Raw genomic sequence first — 14733 nt, forward strand, 5'->3', positions numbered from 1 at the left:
TCGCCAGCGTGCGGCCGGGCCGATTGCCGCGCACGCCAGCTCAGGTCTGCCGGTTCACCATTCCGCGCCTGAATCAACCAAGGTTTCCTATCCCGTGTCTCTTCCGGCCCTGACCCCGCCGCTCGCCCGAGCTTTGGCCGAGCGGAACTATGATTCACTGACCCCCGTCCAGCTCGCGGTGCTCGCCCACGAAGCCGCTGGCCGCGACCTGCTGGTCTCGGCCCAGACGGGCTCCGGCAAGACGGTCGCCTATGGATTGGCGATCGCCAAAAATCTCCTCGACGATGCCGAGCAGTTCGCACCCGCGGCCGCACCGCTCGCTTTGATCGTGGCGCCGACCCGCGAGCTCGCGCTTCAGGTCCAGCGCGAGCTGGCCTGGCTTTATGGACATGCGGGCGGGCGCGTCGTCTCCTGCGTCGGCGGCATGGATCCGCGCCGCGAGCAGCGCGAGCTGGCCGCCGGCGCGCACATTGTCGTCGGCACGCCCGGCCGTCTCTGCGATCATTTGCGCCGCGGCCGCCTCGACATCTCCGAACTCGCCGCGGTCGTGCTCGACGAGGCCGACGAGATGCTCAATCTCGGCTTCCGCGAGGACATGGAGTTCATCCTCGAGACCACGCCGGAGACGCGCCGGACGCTGCTGTTCTCGGCGACCTTTCCGCGCGGCATCGTCGCGCTGGCGCGGCAATATCAGCGCGACGCATTCCGGATCGAGGTCGCCGGTGACGAGGGCGGTCACGCCGACATCGAGTACCGCGCGATCCGGATCGCGCCCGGCGATGTCGAGCACGCCGTCGTCAACGTGCTGCGCTTCTTCGAGGCGCCGAGCGCGCTGGTGTTTTGCAGCACGCGCGATGCGGTCAGGCATTTGCAGGCGGCGCTGCTGGAACGCGGCTTCGCCGTGGTCGCTCTGTCGGGCGAACTGACGCAGAACGAGCGCACGCTGGCGCTGCAGTCGCTGCGGGACGGCCGCGCCCGCGTCTGCGTTGCGACCGACGTTGCCGCCCGCGGCATCGATCTACCGAGTCTCGACCTCGTCATCCATGCCGACCTGCCGAATGATGCCGAGGTCATGCAGCATCGCTCGGGTCGCACCGGGCGCGCCGGGCGAAAAGGGACCAGCGTCCTGCTGGTGCCGCCGGCAAGGCGGCGGCGCGCGGACCTGCTGCTCAATCTTGCAGGTGTCGACGCGGCCTGGGGCACCGCGCCGCAAGCGGACGAGATCCGCAAGCTCGATCACGAGCGCATGAAGGACGTGCTGTTCACCGAGGAGACCACCGCCGACGATCTGGCACTGGCACAGGCGCTCTTGGCCGAGCGGTCGGCCGAGGATATCGCAGCGGCACTGGCGCGGCTATATCGCGCGCGGCTGCCGTCGCCCGAGGACATCATCGATCCCGGCGAGCGGAGCGGCAGGCCACGCGACGAGCGCGGTCGCGAGAGGTTTGAAGGAGGGGATGATCGTCCCGCCAAGCCGCGATCGAAGTCCGGCAAATCGTCGTCGAAACACGGCATGGCGGAGGCCAGCGTCTGGTTCCGTGCCGCGATCGGGCGGCGCAAGAATGCGGAGGCGCGCTGGCTCTTGCCGATGATCTGCCGCCGCGGCGGCATCGACAAGCGCGACATCGGCGCGATCAAGATCATGGACACCACCACCGAGTTCGAGATCTCGGAGCGGGTCGCAGACGCCTTCGCCGCGAAGATCAAGCGCCCGGACAAGGAAGACAGCATCCGCATCGAGCCGATGGCGGATGCGCCGCAGCGGCAGGCGCCTTCGGAGGAGCGGTCACACGCGCCGCGGCGCGAGAGGGACGACGGCGATCATCGTGAACGTCAGGGCGATCGCCCGCGCGATGCACGTGAGTTCAAGCCGCGCGGCAAGGTGCTCGGCGAGCGCGGGCCGCGATTCGACGATGCGCCTTCGTTCGGAAAGAAAAAGAAGCACAAGAACAAGCCTGGCCACGCAGAGCCGTCGGTCACGCCGTGGCCCGTGAAGGGCGCGCCGGGCAAGAAGGCGAAGAAGAAGAAACGCCGCGGCTGATCGGACACCGTTCAGCGTGAAACAGCGATGCCGCCGGATCGCCCCGGCGACATCATCTGAAAAGTCGTTGGGAGCTCAACGGCCGCCACCGCCACCACCACCTCCGCCGCCACCACCTCCGCCGCCGGCATCACGCAGCGAGGTGTTGTAACGCGGATCGGTCTGCCGCATGTAGATGGGCGAGATGTCGTTGGTGATGCGAACCACGCGGCGTCCGCCCTGCTGCGGTGCTTCGATGAAGCCCGTGCAGCCTTCGAAGAAGGCGGTGTCGCAGCCATAGGTCCGGTACTGCGCTGCGTTGGCACTGGTCGCGCTGAATGCGGCCGTTGCAGCGAACGCAATCAAGGCAACTTTCGACAATGTGAGTGTCATGGACATTCTCCAGTCTCGGTTCGGCGAGACCGGAACGGTCCGCACACAGCTTCGACGGACGCTGATCGAAGTCGGTTCGGGAGCGGGGCTTCACGCCCGCGTGAGCCGGGCTGGCGGGGAGGGACGTTACGTCGCAGTGAGGTCGCGCAGCATGTAGATCGCAGCCCCGCCATAGGAGGCGAGCTTGGCGCGCAATTGCTCATCCGTGGTGACGGGCCGAAAGCCGAGCCGTTCCCACAGCGGCCGCGTGGCATAGACCGAGACCAGCGCGAGCGTCGTGAGGCCTGAGGCGCGCGCCAGCGTCTCGACCGTCGTGACATAGCCGCGCGCTGCGCCGCCGCGAAAGTCGGGCAACACGGCGACGTCGTGCACGTAGAGACAGTCGGCATCCTCAGGCAATGTTTGCAGGAAGCCGTCGAGCGGCGGAATGTGGTGCTGCGTCCAGGGGTGGGCGAGTCCATAGCCGGCGATCGCATCGTCCGCGATGAGCACGCGGCAGCCGTCGGGATAGAGCCGCATCTTCTCCGCGAGCACTTCGGGGCGCTCGGGCAGATCAGGATGGATGCGCGCCGCGATCATGCTGATCGCGGGCAGGTCCGATGCGCGGGCGGGACGCCAATGCGGCTTGTTCATCTCGGTCCGTCGTTCCATCTCGATCATCCCAATTTATTCCTCCGCGACGATGCGCGCAGCGAAAAATATCCTTGCAGCGCCCTCAGGAATAGGTGGCGCCGCGCGGCGTCCTACCTATGCAAACCAATTGCATGACAGGAGATCCCATGACGTCCTCGATCCGCTTCGCACTCGCGCTTGCAGCCTCGCTCGCAATCATCCCAGCTGCCTTCGCCGCGCCGCCGACCAGGACGGGCAAGACCGACAAGGGCACCGTGCTCACCGATGCCAAGGGCATGACGCTCTACACCTTCGACAAGGATATGGACGGCAAGTCGGCCTGCAACGGTCCCTGTGCGACGAACTGGCCGGTGCTGAAGGCCGAGGCCAGCGATGCCGCCGGCGATGGCTACACCATCATCACGCGCGACGACGGCTCGAAGCAGTGGGCTTACAAGGGCAAGCCGCTCTACACCTTCGCCAAGGACACCAAGCCCGGCGACATCAGCGGCGACGGTTTTCTGAACGGCGCCTGGCATCTGGCGATGCCCTGACCAATCGCGCGCTCGGTGCCTCACTTTGCGAGCGCACCGGGCCGCGTGCGGCTCGGTTATCTCGGATATTCGAGCTGCATCGCTACGAAATCGGCTGTGCGCGGCCCGTAGCGTGCGTCGATGGCAAGCAATGTCTGGTCTAGCGCCTGCACCGGCGGCAATCCGGCTGCGGCCGGCGGGGTGTGCGTCGCCGGCCAGTCGGCCGCGATCCTGTCGGGCAGGATGCCGAGGCCGCTGCGGCTCGTCTGCGCCTGATCCGTGGCGGCGAAGGTGAGGGCGCGCGAGCGATAGGTCCGCGACCACGCATCGGCGATCAGCGCGAGCGATACCTCGTCGATGCCTGGTGTCAGCGCGATCCCGAGCTGCTCCCGGCCCCAGAGTGCGAGCGTGTTTGCGATCGCGGTCAGCGCGAAGGGGCGCGTGAACTGGAACGCGTCACTGCGGTGGCGCGCATCCCATGCCGCAAGACCGATGTCGCGGGCGACCGCTTCGGCCCTGGCGCGGCCGGCGATGGCCTCGATCAGCGTGAGAGCCATCGGCATGGATGCCGTGATGCCGGTCGTCGTCGCAACGCCGCGGTGGACGACCAGCCTGCGGTCGGCTGCATAGCGGATCGCGGAATGCTTCTTCAGGTCCCGCACGGAATACCAGTGCGTCGTGGCTCGCTTGCCGTCGAGCAGCCCGGTATTGGCAACGACCATGGCGCCGACGCAGACGGCGATGACCGTTGCGCCCTTGCCGGCCTGGCTCCGGATCCACCGCAAGGCGGCCGCGTCGTCTTCCAGCGTCATCGCCGGCACGATGACATAGTCGGCGCCGTCGGGATGGTCGGCGTCGAACGCCGCGATCGTCGCGTGCGGCTGCACCTTCAGCGCGGGATAGAGAGTCACGGGACCCGGCCGCGTCGCCAGCGTCACGACATCGGCGACATCGGCGCGCGCGAGGATGCCGTAGGGCATCAGATAATCGGTCGTCTCGCTCTTGTCGTTGATGCCGATGATGGCGATGAGGGGACGCCTTCGCTTCGGCGGCTTCAGCGCGGCGAGCGTCGCCCCGGACTCCTCGCTCGATATTGCGGGTGCGGCTCCCCGTGCCGGCGCGCCGGGCAGCAACAGCAACCAGGTTCCGCCGATCGCCGCGAGCGCCGCCAGCCCTCCGAGGGCGCTCCATGCCACAATGCGCCAAATCATGATGTCACCCGATCGCGGCTGCGTCATATGGTGCGGAAGCTATCCGCCCGGGACGGCATCGGGAATGACGCAAATCCGGCAAAAAAGGTCATGCCGCAAGCGCGATCGTTTGCCTCATGACAAGAATTGCTGCGCCTGATCTCAAGTTGGCGCACGCGATCGCAACAACTTCAAAGATGTAAGACGCAATCTGCGCCGCTTTGGGCGCACGAATTGAATAAATTCATGCGGAGAGTCTGAAAGCGAACCGAACCTGCGACTTTCGTCTGGCATAGTTGGCTTCGTAAAGGGGGCGGGGGCGGTTATCCGCAGCAATCCACCGCATTGAAAGCAGGAGTACTGGTGTCCCGGTGCGGCATGCACCGCGACCCCATCGGGGAGTCTTCAATCCATTATCTAGTTTCGCTTGAAAGGATGAAAGCCCGTGAGTGATGCCAATGTGAAAGTCGACACGAAAGCCGCGCCGCAAGAGGTGGGGGCCAACGGAAGCGCAAAGCTCCGGTTCGACGTACCGTTCTTCAACATGCAGACGATCTTCGGCGGTCTCGCCGATGAGGGCGCCACGCGGGCCCAGGCAAACTTTGCGCAGATGAGGGCGACTTCGCAGGAGATCACCACGGCTGTCTGCGATGCCTGTTCGACCAATGCCAAGCGTGCCTCTGACTACGGCATCAAGCTCATCGAAATATCCCACATCAATACCAGCTCCACGCTGGACTTCTTTTCCCAGCTTGCCGATGCGAGGTCGTTTGCCGATCTCGTAGACCTCTCCACGGCCCACAGCCGCAAGACCTTAGAAGCAACGTCGGTCCAGAACCGCGAACTCTGGGACCTCGCCCAAAAGGTCGCGACCGAAACGGCCGAGCCGATCAAGCAGAGCTTCAACCGGGTCCTGCGTAGGCCTGCTTGAATCGACGTGGTTGGCCGCGCGGATCGGCTGGACGAGCGTCTTCGCAAGAAAAGACGCCGTCCAGCCGATTGCGGCCCCCTCATTGCCGAGGTGATGCCAAGCTGGAGGAAATCAGGATGGGTATGTTGATGATCAAGTGCCCGGAAACGGGAAACGCCATTCCGACGGGCATCGAGATAGATGGCGAAAAGTTTCGGTGCAGTGCGGTGTTCTTTTCACGCACCTATTGCAGGATGTGCGCGGCGACGCACGAATGGTTCGCCAGAGAGGCCTGGGTCTACGAGTCGGTCTTGGCGAACGGGAAGTCCGGGGGTGGGCAGCCATTGCGCTCCGGGGCCGCGTGAAGGAGCCTCAGCGCATCCTGCGAAACGATCCGACCTATTCTGCGGCTCATCACCTTGTAGCACTCGCAGGCGATCATCTCGAGTCGATCCCTGTCGATCTCGAGCTGACCGCGCCGGCTGGATTTGATCGCCCTTGACGTACGAAGCGCGCTCACCACGTGCGTGACCGTAGTGCGCCGGACGCCGAGCAATTCCGACAGCGTCTCCTGCGTCAAGGGCAGGATGTCACCGCCATCCGTCCGGTCATGAATGTGGAGCAGCCAGCGGGCGAGACGCGCTTCGACGGAGTGGAGCGCGTTGCAGGCAGCGACGTGCTGGAACTGCGTCATCAATGCCCGGCTGAGAATCTGAACCGCAGTCGCGAGGGCGGTGCTGCGCTCGAGCGCGGTGTGAAACCGCACGGGCGAGATCTGCAGCGCCGTCCCGGCCACGCGGACGATTGCGGTCATGGGTGATCGGGTCGGGCCGAGCGCCGTCATGAGTCCGACCGCACCGTCGTTGCCGATCACGGCCGTTGCCGCCGTCTGTCCGTTCGGCAGCTCCATGATGAAGGCGATCGCGCCGCTGCAAGGGAAGTAGATGTGCTCGATCTTGTCGCCCGATCGCACCAGGACTGCGTCGTGCTCGAGTGGTACTTTTCGCAAATGAGGGGCAAGCAAAGCGAAATCGGCCGGCGGTAGCGCAGCTAACAATCGATTACCAACTCTGGTCGCGTGCTCCATCACGGGAATCGTCCCTCGACGGAGGCCCGGCAGACGCATCTTCACCAACCGAGCCGCGTTGTTGCTTGCCACGGCAATGGCCAAACGCATCCTGAAAGCTAAGGTTCCCGTGATGGATTGGCAAGCTCGCACGCGGTCGCGTCTGCGCGCGATCAGACTTTCCAGGATCGGCCGCGGACTGGGCGAAGCTACGCGTCAGACGCGAAGGCTGCTCCTAGCGCAGCCCCTCATACACCATCAGCCCGCGGGCGATCTGCAATTTGCGGATGGCGCGCGGCAGCAATTTCTCGGGCTGGTGCAGATAGCGCCAGGAGGTGAGGGTGAAGGGGCCGAGCGCACCGCATTCGTCGTCGAACGGCGCGAGCACGCCGGTGACGCTCACCGGCGTGTGCGGACGGGCGTTGAACGGCAGCAGCAGCAGCTCGAGATGGGCCTTGCTGCCGTCCTCGCGCGCGGCGGTGACGCCGGCGATCGCACCCAGCGTCTCGTCGGCGACCACGGTCGCGATCTCCTCGATCTCGCCGCGGCTCGCCTCGCCAAACAGCGCCGCGAAGCTCGCGTCCTTGAGGTCCGCACCCGCGAGCGCGCAGACCCGCGTGCCGGCGACGCGGAAGGGGAAGCCAAGCTTGGGCTCGCAGGACAGCACGAAGATATCGCCGAGCAGGCCGCGGACGGCGGCCGGATCGATGTCGGCCCGGTCAGGGGCCCGCGCAGCGCCGCGCTTCTTGTCCCAATACGCGAAGAATGCGCGGCTTGACGGATGTTTCATGACTGAACGCTTGCCCCGGGGCGCAACCTCGCGGGACAGACCTGTCCCGCTTCAGTGCACCCGCGATCCCTTTCGTTGTTGTGCAGGAGGGGATTTGCAGCGTCCATGCCGGAGCGGCGTTTTCGCCGCTCTTCAGCCGGCCTTTGCGGCGTTAACGTTAAGTTAACTATGCACTTTGCGCCGCCTGCTTGCCTGCTATGGTGACCGCGGTCGCAAGCCTCGCCGCTTTCATCCAGGTTCTCGGCGAGGCCTGTACACGGGCGTCAAACAGTTTGGCCACGGGCCGGGGAGGGGTGGGGATACACCTTCATTCCTCCGGCATCGGAAGGTCGACACGGACAGGCAGGGCTTTCCCAGGGCCCTGCCTTTTCCTTTTGTGCACTTGCGCAAGGCCGGCAAAGGCGACTATCTCCACACGTAACGCTCCGATCGCGCCTGAAAGCGAAGCTGCCTTGGATTCCCCGCCAAATTCTCCGCAAGACTCTCAGCCGGCCGCGCCGGACGCCGCTGGGGAAGGTTCGCGCGAGCCGATCCTCACGCTGCCGGTGGCGCTGACCGCGTATATCCTTCTGCTCGCGGTGATCCATCTGCGGGTGCTGCTGCCGCCGGAGCTCGAGAACTGGACCATCGACGTCTTCGGCTTCATCCCCAAGCGCTACGATGCCTCGCTGCTGAACCTGCAAATTCCGGGCGGGGCCGGCGCCAAGGTCTGGACCTTCGTCACCTATTCGCTGCTGCACGCCAATCTGACTCATCTCGGCTTCAACGTGTTGTGGCTGCTGCCGTTCGGCAGCGCGCTGGCGCGGCGCTTCGGCGCGGTCAGGTTCTTCGTGTTCATGGCGGTGACGGCGGCGGCCGGCGCGCTCGCCCATCTCGTCACCCATGAGCATGCGGTGGCACCGATGATCGGCGCCTCGGCCTCGGTGTCCGGCGCGATGGCCGCCGCCATCCGCTTCGCCTTCGTCCGCGGCAGCTTCCTGTCGTTCAGCCGATCGGACGCCGATACCGCCGCGAAGGTTCCAGCGCTGCCGCTGTCGCGCGCGCTGCGCGACGGGCGGGTGGTCGGCTTCCTCGCGGTGTGGTTCGGCGTCAACATCATCTTTGGCGTCGGCGCGATCGGCGTCGATGCCGAAACCACGAGCGTCGCCTGGCAGGCGCATATCGGCGGCTTCTTCGCCGGCCTGCTCTTGTTCGCGCTGTTCGATCCCGTACCGCGCGTGCGAAGCGATGCTGCAGATGCGTCATCACAGGACGTTTCAGACCGCATTTGAAGCGGCGCTTGCGGCGCGGCCCGAATTCATCCATCATTTGCGCGAAGAATGTTCCGAAGCGACAAGCCCATAGCGGCAACGCTTCGACAAGCGCGCGAGCGTGAAACCCGCGCCAAAACTGTTAGTTGAAGACTCGCGAACAAGTCCGGACCGCGCAAGCGGAGGGCTCCGATTCAGGGAGGCAGCAATGACGGTACGTTCCATTCTCAACACCAAGGGCCACCAGATCATGAGCGTCGAGCCCGACGCCAAGCTGTCGGTCGCGGTTAAGCTGCTCGGCGAGAAGAAGATCGGCGCAGTGCTGGTGATGAACCAGAACCGGCTCGAGGGCATCCTGTCCGAGCGCGACATCGTCCGCGTGCTCGGCGAGCGCGGTGCCGGCGTGCTGGAGGCGCCGGTCTCGGAGGTCATGACCCGCAAGGTCGTGACCTGCAAGGAGACCGACACAGTCGCCGAGCTCATGGAGACGATGACGACGGGCAAGTTCCGCCATCTGCCGGTGCTCGACAATGGCAAGGTGGTCGGCCTGATCTCGATCGGCGACATCGTCAAGCGCCGCGTCCAGGAATACGAGAACGAGCAGGAAGCCCTGCGCGACTACATCAAGACGGCCTGATCTGAGCCTGATCCGGACTCAAAGGGCCGCGTTAGCGCAAAGCGCGCCGCGGTTTTCCGGAAGGATCATGCTCGACAAGAAGATGAAGCGCGATGAAGATTCGTTCTCATCGCGCCTCACTCGCCCGCTTTGGGTGCGTTGCCTGCGGGCGCCGGCGCCAGCACCTCGATCGCCTCCTGGATCGACTCCAGCGCGCGCTCGGCGGCGCGCGTGCCGTGCGCGATCAGATCCTCGGCGCGGTGGAAGTCGAACCAGCCGAACTGGCCGACCCGCGGCGTGATCAGCATGTCGGGCGGATCGCCGGCGAGGCGCGCGCGGGTGATGCGGTCCTGCATGATGTTGAAGGCATCGACCATCACCGAGGAAATGCCGGGCCGTCCGCCGCCGCCGAAGAACTCCCGCTTCATGGTCTTTTCGGGCGAGAAGAAACGCGGAAAGCGCCGCTTGGTGGCCGGCTCCTCGGCAACGGGCGCGACCGGCTCCGGCATCGCGCCGTGCGCATAGATCGTCGTGGAATGGGTGAAGATGTCGCTGGAAAGATTTGCGGCGATGACGATTTCGGCGCCGAGCGCGCGGGCGGCCGAGACCGGCACCGGATTGACCAGCGCGCCGTCGACCAGCCAGCGGTCGCCGATCAGCACGGGCGAGAAGATGCCCGGTAGCGCATAGGAGGCGCGCATCGCCTCGACCACGCGGCCGCGCGTCAGCCAGATCTCGTGGCCGGTACGGACCTCGGTCGCGACGGTCGCGAACTTGATGGGCAGGTCCTCGATCAGGGTCTGGCCGATCGCCTCCTCGAGCCGGGTCGCCAGCTTCTCGCCGCCGATCAGGCCGGAGCCGTTGAGGCGGATGTCGAGATAGCCGAGGATGGTGCGCACGCCTTGCAGGCTGCGCCCCCAGTCTTCCAGCGTATCGAGCTGTCCGGCCGCATAGGCGCCGCCGACCACGGCACCGATCGAGGTGCCGACCACGACATCGGGCACGATGCCGTTGGCGATCAGGGTCCTCAGGATTCCGATATGGGCAAAGCCGCGCGCCGCGCCGCCGCCGAGGGCAACGCCGACGATCGGCCGGCGGATGCTACCGAGGCCGATCTTCTCGCCATTGGAGCCGTTCGCGCCACGGCCCTTCAAGATCTCAAGCACCGAAACTCTCCTACCCGGGCCAGCCCCCACACCAGAGTAGGCGCCGTCTATCCGCTCCGCCAGAACGAGGGCCAAGCATGGTTTACACCGTTCGGGAAGCAGGGGGCAGCAGTGTGGCGAGGGCCGGCTGCCTTTGGTCTAATCACGCCGCCGTCAGCCGGGTTCCAAAACCGTATTTCCCAGGCTTTCCGAGGCTTGAATTTGCCGCGTTTTCGGTGAAAAGCAGGTGACATGACACGCGGGGGTGACGGCATCATCGGATGGCGGCGCAGCGGCAGGCTGCTGCCGACGCTGATCCTTGCCACATGCCTGCTCACTTTGGGCCAAAACGCCGCGCAGGCGCAGCTTTTCTCCGATCGTCCGCCTCCGGTACCGCCGGCGTCGGTGCCGGACCCCGGTAACGCCATCCAGCTGGCGCCCTCCGGACAGGCCGCCGGCCCTCCGAGCCTGCCGCCGACCCTGACCCAGCCGGTGACGCCGAGCATGCCGCCGCCCGCGGTCGCGACCGTGCCGCCGGCTGCGCCGCTCAACGCCGCCGTGCCCGGCCAGGGCGTGCTGTCGCTGACCGCAAGATACGGCAAGGACTCGGCCGCGATCACCAGCGGCCTGGTCTGGCGCGTCTTTGCCGACCGTCCCGACGAGAACGGCACCTTCAAGCTGATCAAGGAAGATCGCAACGCCACGCCCAACATCGTACTGCCGCCCGGCAATTACGTCGTGCACGTCGCCTTCGGCCTCGTCAGTGCGGTGCGTACCGTCAGCCTGAAGGCCGAGACCGATCGCGAATCCTTCGTGCTGCCTGCCGGGGGCCTGCGCATCGAAGGCCGCGTCGGCACCAGCCGCATTCCGCAGAACCAGATCTCGTTCGCGATCTACAAGGGTAGCCAGTTCGAATCGGGCGAGCGCGCCTCGCTGGTGCCGAACGTCGCCGCCGGCGACGTCGTGCTGCTGCCGGAGGGCACCTACTACATCATCTCCAATTATGGCGACGCCAATTCGGTGGTGCGCTCGGACATCCGCGTCCAGGCCGGCAAGCTCACCGACGTCACCATCACCCACCGCGCCGCCGTCATCACGCTAAAGCTCGTCAGCGACCGGGGCGGCGAGGCGCTCGCCAACACCGCCTGGTCGGTGCTGACCCCCGGCGGCGACGTCATCAAGGAATCGATCGGCGCCTTCCCCCGCGTCGTGCTCTCCGAAGGCGAATACCGCGCCATCGCCAAGAACGAGGGCAAGGTCTACGAGCGCGGCTTCAACGTCGTGAACGGTGTTGACGGCGAAGTGGAAGTCGTGGCGCGCTGAGGCGCTTTTGCGGCGATGCCGCATGGTCCGTATGCGATCAGCCGTTAGGCTTCGGATCCGGCACAATACTTCTCACTTGGTGCATCAATGCCCTATCTCCCGTTACCTTCTGCGCTTGCGTGCACAAGTGAGCAGAAGCAGATCGTAGCTGCTTGCTTGTGTTCGGCGCTGTATATCGCTGTCAGCGCTACCAAGCTGCGGCTCGGGGGCTAAGAAAACACCGCTGCCAAAGGCTTATTCCAGACGCGTCGCGACTTCGTTACGGCCAGCGCAAGTGCCGGTGGAAGATGCGTATTTCCGATAATCAAATTTATTCTCTTTCCATCCTGCTGCGTGATATGTCGGGCATCCGTCCATTGGGGGAGGCCGGCGCTGGTTCATGAACCTGCGTACCGGCAGGAGCAGGGGACCAAGCCCGTCGGCATGTTCGAAGTGATCCTCACCAGGCGCAAACGGTTCGGTTGGCGGTGGCAGGTGTGCGACCAGTCCGGCAAGATATTTGCCGACGGGTTCGAGCGCAGCCGGCCGGCCGCCAAATATCATGGCGAGCGCGCATTGTTCTTCCTGCTGTCGCAAGCCCATTTGCGCAATCGCTCCGCGGCGTCCAGCGAGGATTAGCGACGCGCCGTTCCGTAGGCCGGACGCATGCGGGCTACGAGACCTCAGGGCAAGGTCTCAAATGTCCACGACCAGCTTGCCCTTCGTCGCGTGATCCCGGATCAGCGCATAGGCGTCGCCAACGCGCTCCAGCGTGAAATGCCTGGGATCGACCAGCGGCACGAGCTTGCCGACTTCAACCAGGCGCGTCGCCTCCGCCATGATCTCTCCGTGATGCGTGCGGCCCTCGCCTGACAGCAGCGGGAGCAGCGTGAATACGCCGGAATAGGTGCCGGCGCGGAACGACAGCGGCGCCAGCGCATGCGTGCCCCAGCCGAGCGCGCTGACGACATGGCCGAAGCGGCGCACGGCTTCGAAGGAGGCATCGAGCACCTTGCCGCCGACGGTGTCGTAGACGATGTCGAAGCCGCGGCCGCCGGTATGCTCTGCAACGTAGGCCTCGATCGCGGCCTCGCGGTCGATGAAGACCGCGCCAAAGCCCTCGATGGTGGCGCGCTGCGACGGCGAGCCCGTCGCATACACGTCTGCTCCGAATGCGCGAGCGATCTGGATCGCGACATGGCCGACGCCGCCTGCGCCGCCGTGGATCAACACCTTCTGGCCGGCCTTCAGCGCCGCGCGGTCGATCAGGCCTTCCCACGCCGTGATGAAGATCAGGGGCAGGGCGGCCGCTTCGCGCATGCTCAGATTGGCCGGCTTCAATGCCAGCAAATCGGCATCGACGGCGGCGAATTCGGCGAGCGAGCCCTGCACGCCGCCGACGCCTCCGGTCATGCCGTAGACTTCGTCGCCCGGCTTGAACCGCGAGACCTGGCGCCCGGTCTGTTCGACGACGCCCGCAAGATCAAGTCCGAGGATCGCAGGGATCGGATGGCGCGCATGTGTCGCCGCGCCGGAATGGATCTTGGTGTCGAGCGGATTGACCCCGCTCCCGCGCACTCGCACCAGCACCTCGCGCGGGCCAATGGCGGGCGTGGAGATGGTTGAGAGGCGCAAGGGAGCGTTATGGGTCTCCAGCACGGCCGCGCGCATCGTCGAATGTCTCGTCATGATCGTCTTGCTCCGTTGTCGACCTCCAATATGCCCATGAATTTTTGCATGGAAAGGAACAAGGATGTACGATGATCGTGCGTTTTTGTATGAGGGGTTTGTTGGATGGATTGGAGCGACCTGCGCATTTTCCTTGCGATTGCGCGCGAAGGCACGCTTGGAGCAGCCGCGCGAAAGATAGGCCAGACCCAGCCGACGATGGGGCGGCGGCTGCGCGCGCTCGAAACGGCTTTGGGGCAGGTGCTGTTTCAGCGCACCGCCGAGGGGTTTGTTCTCACCGACGAAGGCACGGCCGTGCTGCGCCACGCCGAGCGGATCGAGGAAGAGGCGCTCGCGCTGGAGCGGCACGCCTCCGGCGCGGAGACGCAGCTCGACGGCATGCTGCGTCTGTCGTCGTCGGACTGGTTCGGCACGGTGATGCTGTCGCCGGTGATCGCCGCCTTCGGCAAGCGCCATCCCAAGGTGATCGTCGAGCTTCTGACCGATGCGCGTCTCTACAGCCTGCCGCGACGCGAGGCCGATCTCGTCTTCCGCATCAAGCCGTTCAGCGAGCCCGAGGTGATCTCGCGAAAGCTGCTGCACATTCCCTACGCGCTCTACGGCAAGAAGGGCAGCAAGCCGCCGCGCGGGGGTGACGGCAGCGGCGTCCGAATCGTGACCATGAATACCGAATTCGCCGACATGCCCGACGCCGTCTGGCTGAAGCGGACATTGCCGAAGGCGGACGTCGCCGCGCGCAGCAACAACAGGCAGGCGCAGGCCGAACTCTGTGCCGGCGGCGGCGGGCTCGCCGTGCTGCCGCGCCCGCTCGGCGACCGCGATCGGAGGCTCGTCGCGCTCGATATCGGTACGAGCCCGCCCGGCCGCGACACGTATGTCGGCTACCACCGCGACCTGCGGCGGCTGGCGCGTTTGCGCGCGCTGCTGGATGTGGTGATCGAACGGCTGGCATGACGGTCCGTAGGGTGGGCAAAGGCGCGCACTTTGCGGGCCGTGTCCACCATTTCTCAGCGATCACATCTGGCATTGGTGGGCACGCTTCGCTTTGCCCACCCTACGCATCAATCACTTGTGCTGCCCGTCGGGCAAAACAGCGGAGCCATCGGTCAACCCGCGCAAGCGTGATGGGTTTCGCTTCGCGCTACCCATCCTGCGAGCCGCCAGTCCGCATTCCGTCATTGCGAGAATGATGCACGCGGGGCATTTCAAACGCCCGT

Annotated in this window: 15 protein-coding genes; 8 read left to right on the forward strand and 7 right to left on the reverse strand. The window is 65.6% G+C overall.

Annotated elements, in window-relative coordinates; all coding sequences use genetic code 11:
• Positions 1–94: 94 nt before the first annotated feature.
• On the forward strand, positions 95–2041 hold the full coding sequence (locus tag QA642_RS19890; RefSeq protein ID WP_283086136.1) for a DEAD/DEAH box helicase: 1947 nt from the start codon (positions 95–97) through the stop codon (positions 2039–2041).
• A 75-nt stretch (positions 2042–2116) separates the two neighbouring features.
• On the opposite strand, the gene QA642_RS19895 is transcribed toward QA642_RS19890, so the two are convergent.
• Positions 2117–2413: a hypothetical protein gene (locus tag QA642_RS19895; RefSeq protein ID WP_283086137.1), complete on the reverse strand. Its 297-nt coding sequence runs from the start codon at positions 2411–2413 to the stop codon at positions 2117–2119.
• A gap of 126 nt (positions 2414–2539) precedes the next feature.
• Positions 2540–3046 (reverse strand): GNAT family N-acetyltransferase, encoded by a 507-nt coding sequence (locus tag QA642_RS19900; RefSeq protein WP_283086933.1) that lies wholly within the window; start codon positions 3044–3046, stop codon positions 2540–2542.
• Between the two features lie 146 nt (positions 3047–3192).
• Here QA642_RS19900 and QA642_RS19905 point away from each other — a divergent pair, with 146 nt between their 5' ends.
• A complete protein-coding gene (locus QA642_RS19905) occupies positions 3193–3579 on the forward strand; it encodes a hypothetical protein (RefSeq protein ID WP_283086138.1) in 387 nt (128 codons plus the stop codon).
• A gap of 56 nt (positions 3580–3635) precedes the next feature.
• Here the strand turns inward: QA642_RS19905 and QA642_RS19910 are convergent, their stop codons facing one another.
• Entirely contained in the window at positions 3636–4769 is a 1134-nt protein-coding gene (locus tag QA642_RS19910; RefSeq protein ID WP_283086139.1) for a DJ-1/PfpI family protein, read from the reverse strand.
• A 424-nt stretch (positions 4770–5193) separates the two neighbouring features.
• Between QA642_RS19910 and QA642_RS19915 the strand changes: the two genes are divergently transcribed.
• On the forward strand, positions 5194–5679 hold the full coding sequence (locus QA642_RS19915) for a phasin (RefSeq protein ID WP_283086140.1): 486 nt from the start codon (positions 5194–5196) through the stop codon (positions 5677–5679).
• Positions 5680–5956: 277 nt separating this feature from the next.
• On the opposite strand, the gene QA642_RS19925 is transcribed toward QA642_RS19915, so the two are convergent.
• Positions 5957–6745, reverse strand: coding sequence for a Crp/Fnr family transcriptional regulator (locus tag QA642_RS19925; RefSeq protein WP_283086142.1), 789 nt, complete (start codon positions 6743–6745; stop codon positions 5957–5959).
• 214 nt (positions 6746–6959) lie between these two features.
• The gene (locus QA642_RS19930; protein ID WP_283086143.1) at positions 6960–7514 is read right to left on the reverse strand and encodes a PAS domain-containing protein; all 555 of its coding nucleotides are present in this window, start codon (positions 7512–7514) and stop codon (positions 6960–6962) included.
• Positions 7515–7966: 452 nt separating this feature from the next.
• Between QA642_RS19930 and QA642_RS19935 the strand changes: the two genes are divergently transcribed.
• On the forward strand, positions 7967–8785 hold the full coding sequence (locus QA642_RS19935; RefSeq protein ID WP_283086144.1) for a rhomboid family intramembrane serine protease: 819 nt from the start codon (positions 7967–7969) through the stop codon (positions 8783–8785).
• Between the two features lie 187 nt (positions 8786–8972).
• Positions 8973–9401: a CBS domain-containing protein gene (locus QA642_RS19940; protein ID WP_283086145.1), complete on the forward strand. Its 429-nt coding sequence runs from the start codon at positions 8973–8975 to the stop codon at positions 9399–9401.
• A gap of 116 nt (positions 9402–9517) precedes the next feature.
• Here the strand turns inward: QA642_RS19940 and QA642_RS19945 are convergent, their stop codons facing one another.
• Positions 9518–10546, reverse strand: a complete 1029-nt coding sequence (locus tag QA642_RS19945; protein WP_283086146.1) for a patatin-like phospholipase family protein — start codon at positions 10544–10546, stop codon at positions 9518–9520.
• A gap of 231 nt (positions 10547–10777) precedes the next feature.
• Here QA642_RS19945 and QA642_RS19950 point away from each other — a divergent pair, with 231 nt between their 5' ends.
• Together QA642_RS19950 and QA642_RS19955 are read left to right on the forward strand one after the other, a co-directional pair.
• A complete protein-coding gene (locus QA642_RS19950; RefSeq protein ID WP_283086147.1) occupies positions 10778–11848 on the forward strand; it encodes a hypothetical protein in 1071 nt (356 codons plus the stop codon).
• Between the two features lie 423 nt (positions 11849–12271).
• The gene (locus QA642_RS19955) at positions 12272–12466 is read left to right on the forward strand and encodes a hypothetical protein (protein ID WP_283086148.1); all 195 of its coding nucleotides are present in this window, start codon (positions 12272–12274) and stop codon (positions 12464–12466) included.
• A 57-nt stretch (positions 12467–12523) separates the two neighbouring features.
• On the opposite strand, the gene QA642_RS19960 is transcribed toward QA642_RS19955, so the two are convergent.
• Entirely contained in the window at positions 12524–13498 is a 975-nt protein-coding gene (locus tag QA642_RS19960; RefSeq protein WP_349253878.1) for a zinc-dependent alcohol dehydrogenase family protein, read from the reverse strand.
• 123 nt (positions 13499–13621) lie between these two features.
• On the opposite strand from QA642_RS19960, the gene QA642_RS19965 reads away from it, so the two are divergent.
• The gene (locus QA642_RS19965) at positions 13622–14470 is read left to right on the forward strand and encodes a LysR family transcriptional regulator (RefSeq protein WP_283086150.1); all 849 of its coding nucleotides are present in this window, start codon (positions 13622–13624) and stop codon (positions 14468–14470) included.
• Positions 14471–14733: the final 263 nt, after the last annotated feature.

Origin of the sequence: Bradyrhizobium sp. CB2312 (assembly GCF_029714425.1) — a bacterium.
Classification (GTDB): Bacteria; Pseudomonadota; Alphaproteobacteria; order Rhizobiales; family Xanthobacteraceae; genus Bradyrhizobium.

Bases quoted from the DNA above. Each gene is read 5' to 3' on its own strand.
- QA642_RS19895 (WP_283086137.1), bottom strand. From the start codon at position 2,413: ATGACACTCACATTGTCGAAAGTTGCCTTGATTGCGTTCGCTGCAACG.
- QA642_RS19900 (WP_283086933.1), bottom strand. From the start codon at position 3,046: ATGAACAAGCCGCATTGGCGTCCCGCCCGCGCATCGGACCTGCCCGCG.
- QA642_RS19905 (WP_283086138.1), top strand. From the start codon at position 3,193: ATGACGTCCTCGATCCGCTTCGCACTCGCGCTTGCAGCCTCGCTCGCA.
- QA642_RS19910 (WP_283086139.1), bottom strand. From the start codon at position 4,769: ATGATTTGGCGCATTGTGGCATGGAGCGCCCTCGGAGGGCTGGCGGCG.
- QA642_RS19925 (WP_283086142.1), bottom strand. From the start codon at position 6,745: ATGGAGCACGCGACCAGAGTTGGTAATCGATTGTTAGCTGCGCTACCG.
- QA642_RS19930 (WP_283086143.1), bottom strand. From the start codon at position 7,514: ATGAAACATCCGTCAAGCCGCGCATTCTTCGCGTATTGGGACAAGAAG.
- QA642_RS19940 (WP_283086145.1), top strand. From the start codon at position 8,973: ATGACGGTACGTTCCATTCTCAACACCAAGGGCCACCAGATCATGAGC.
- QA642_RS19950 (WP_283086147.1), top strand. From the start codon at position 10,778: ATGACACGCGGGGGTGACGGCATCATCGGATGGCGGCGCAGCGGCAGG.
- QA642_RS19955 (WP_283086148.1), top strand. From the start codon at position 12,272: ATGTTCGAAGTGATCCTCACCAGGCGCAAACGGTTCGGTTGGCGGTGG.
- QA642_RS19960 (WP_349253878.1), bottom strand. From the start codon at position 13,498: ATGCGCGCGGCCGTGCTGGAGACCCATAACGCTCCCTTGCGCCTCTCA.
- QA642_RS19965 (WP_283086150.1), top strand. From the start codon at position 13,622: ATGGATTGGAGCGACCTGCGCATTTTCCTTGCGATTGCGCGCGAAGGC.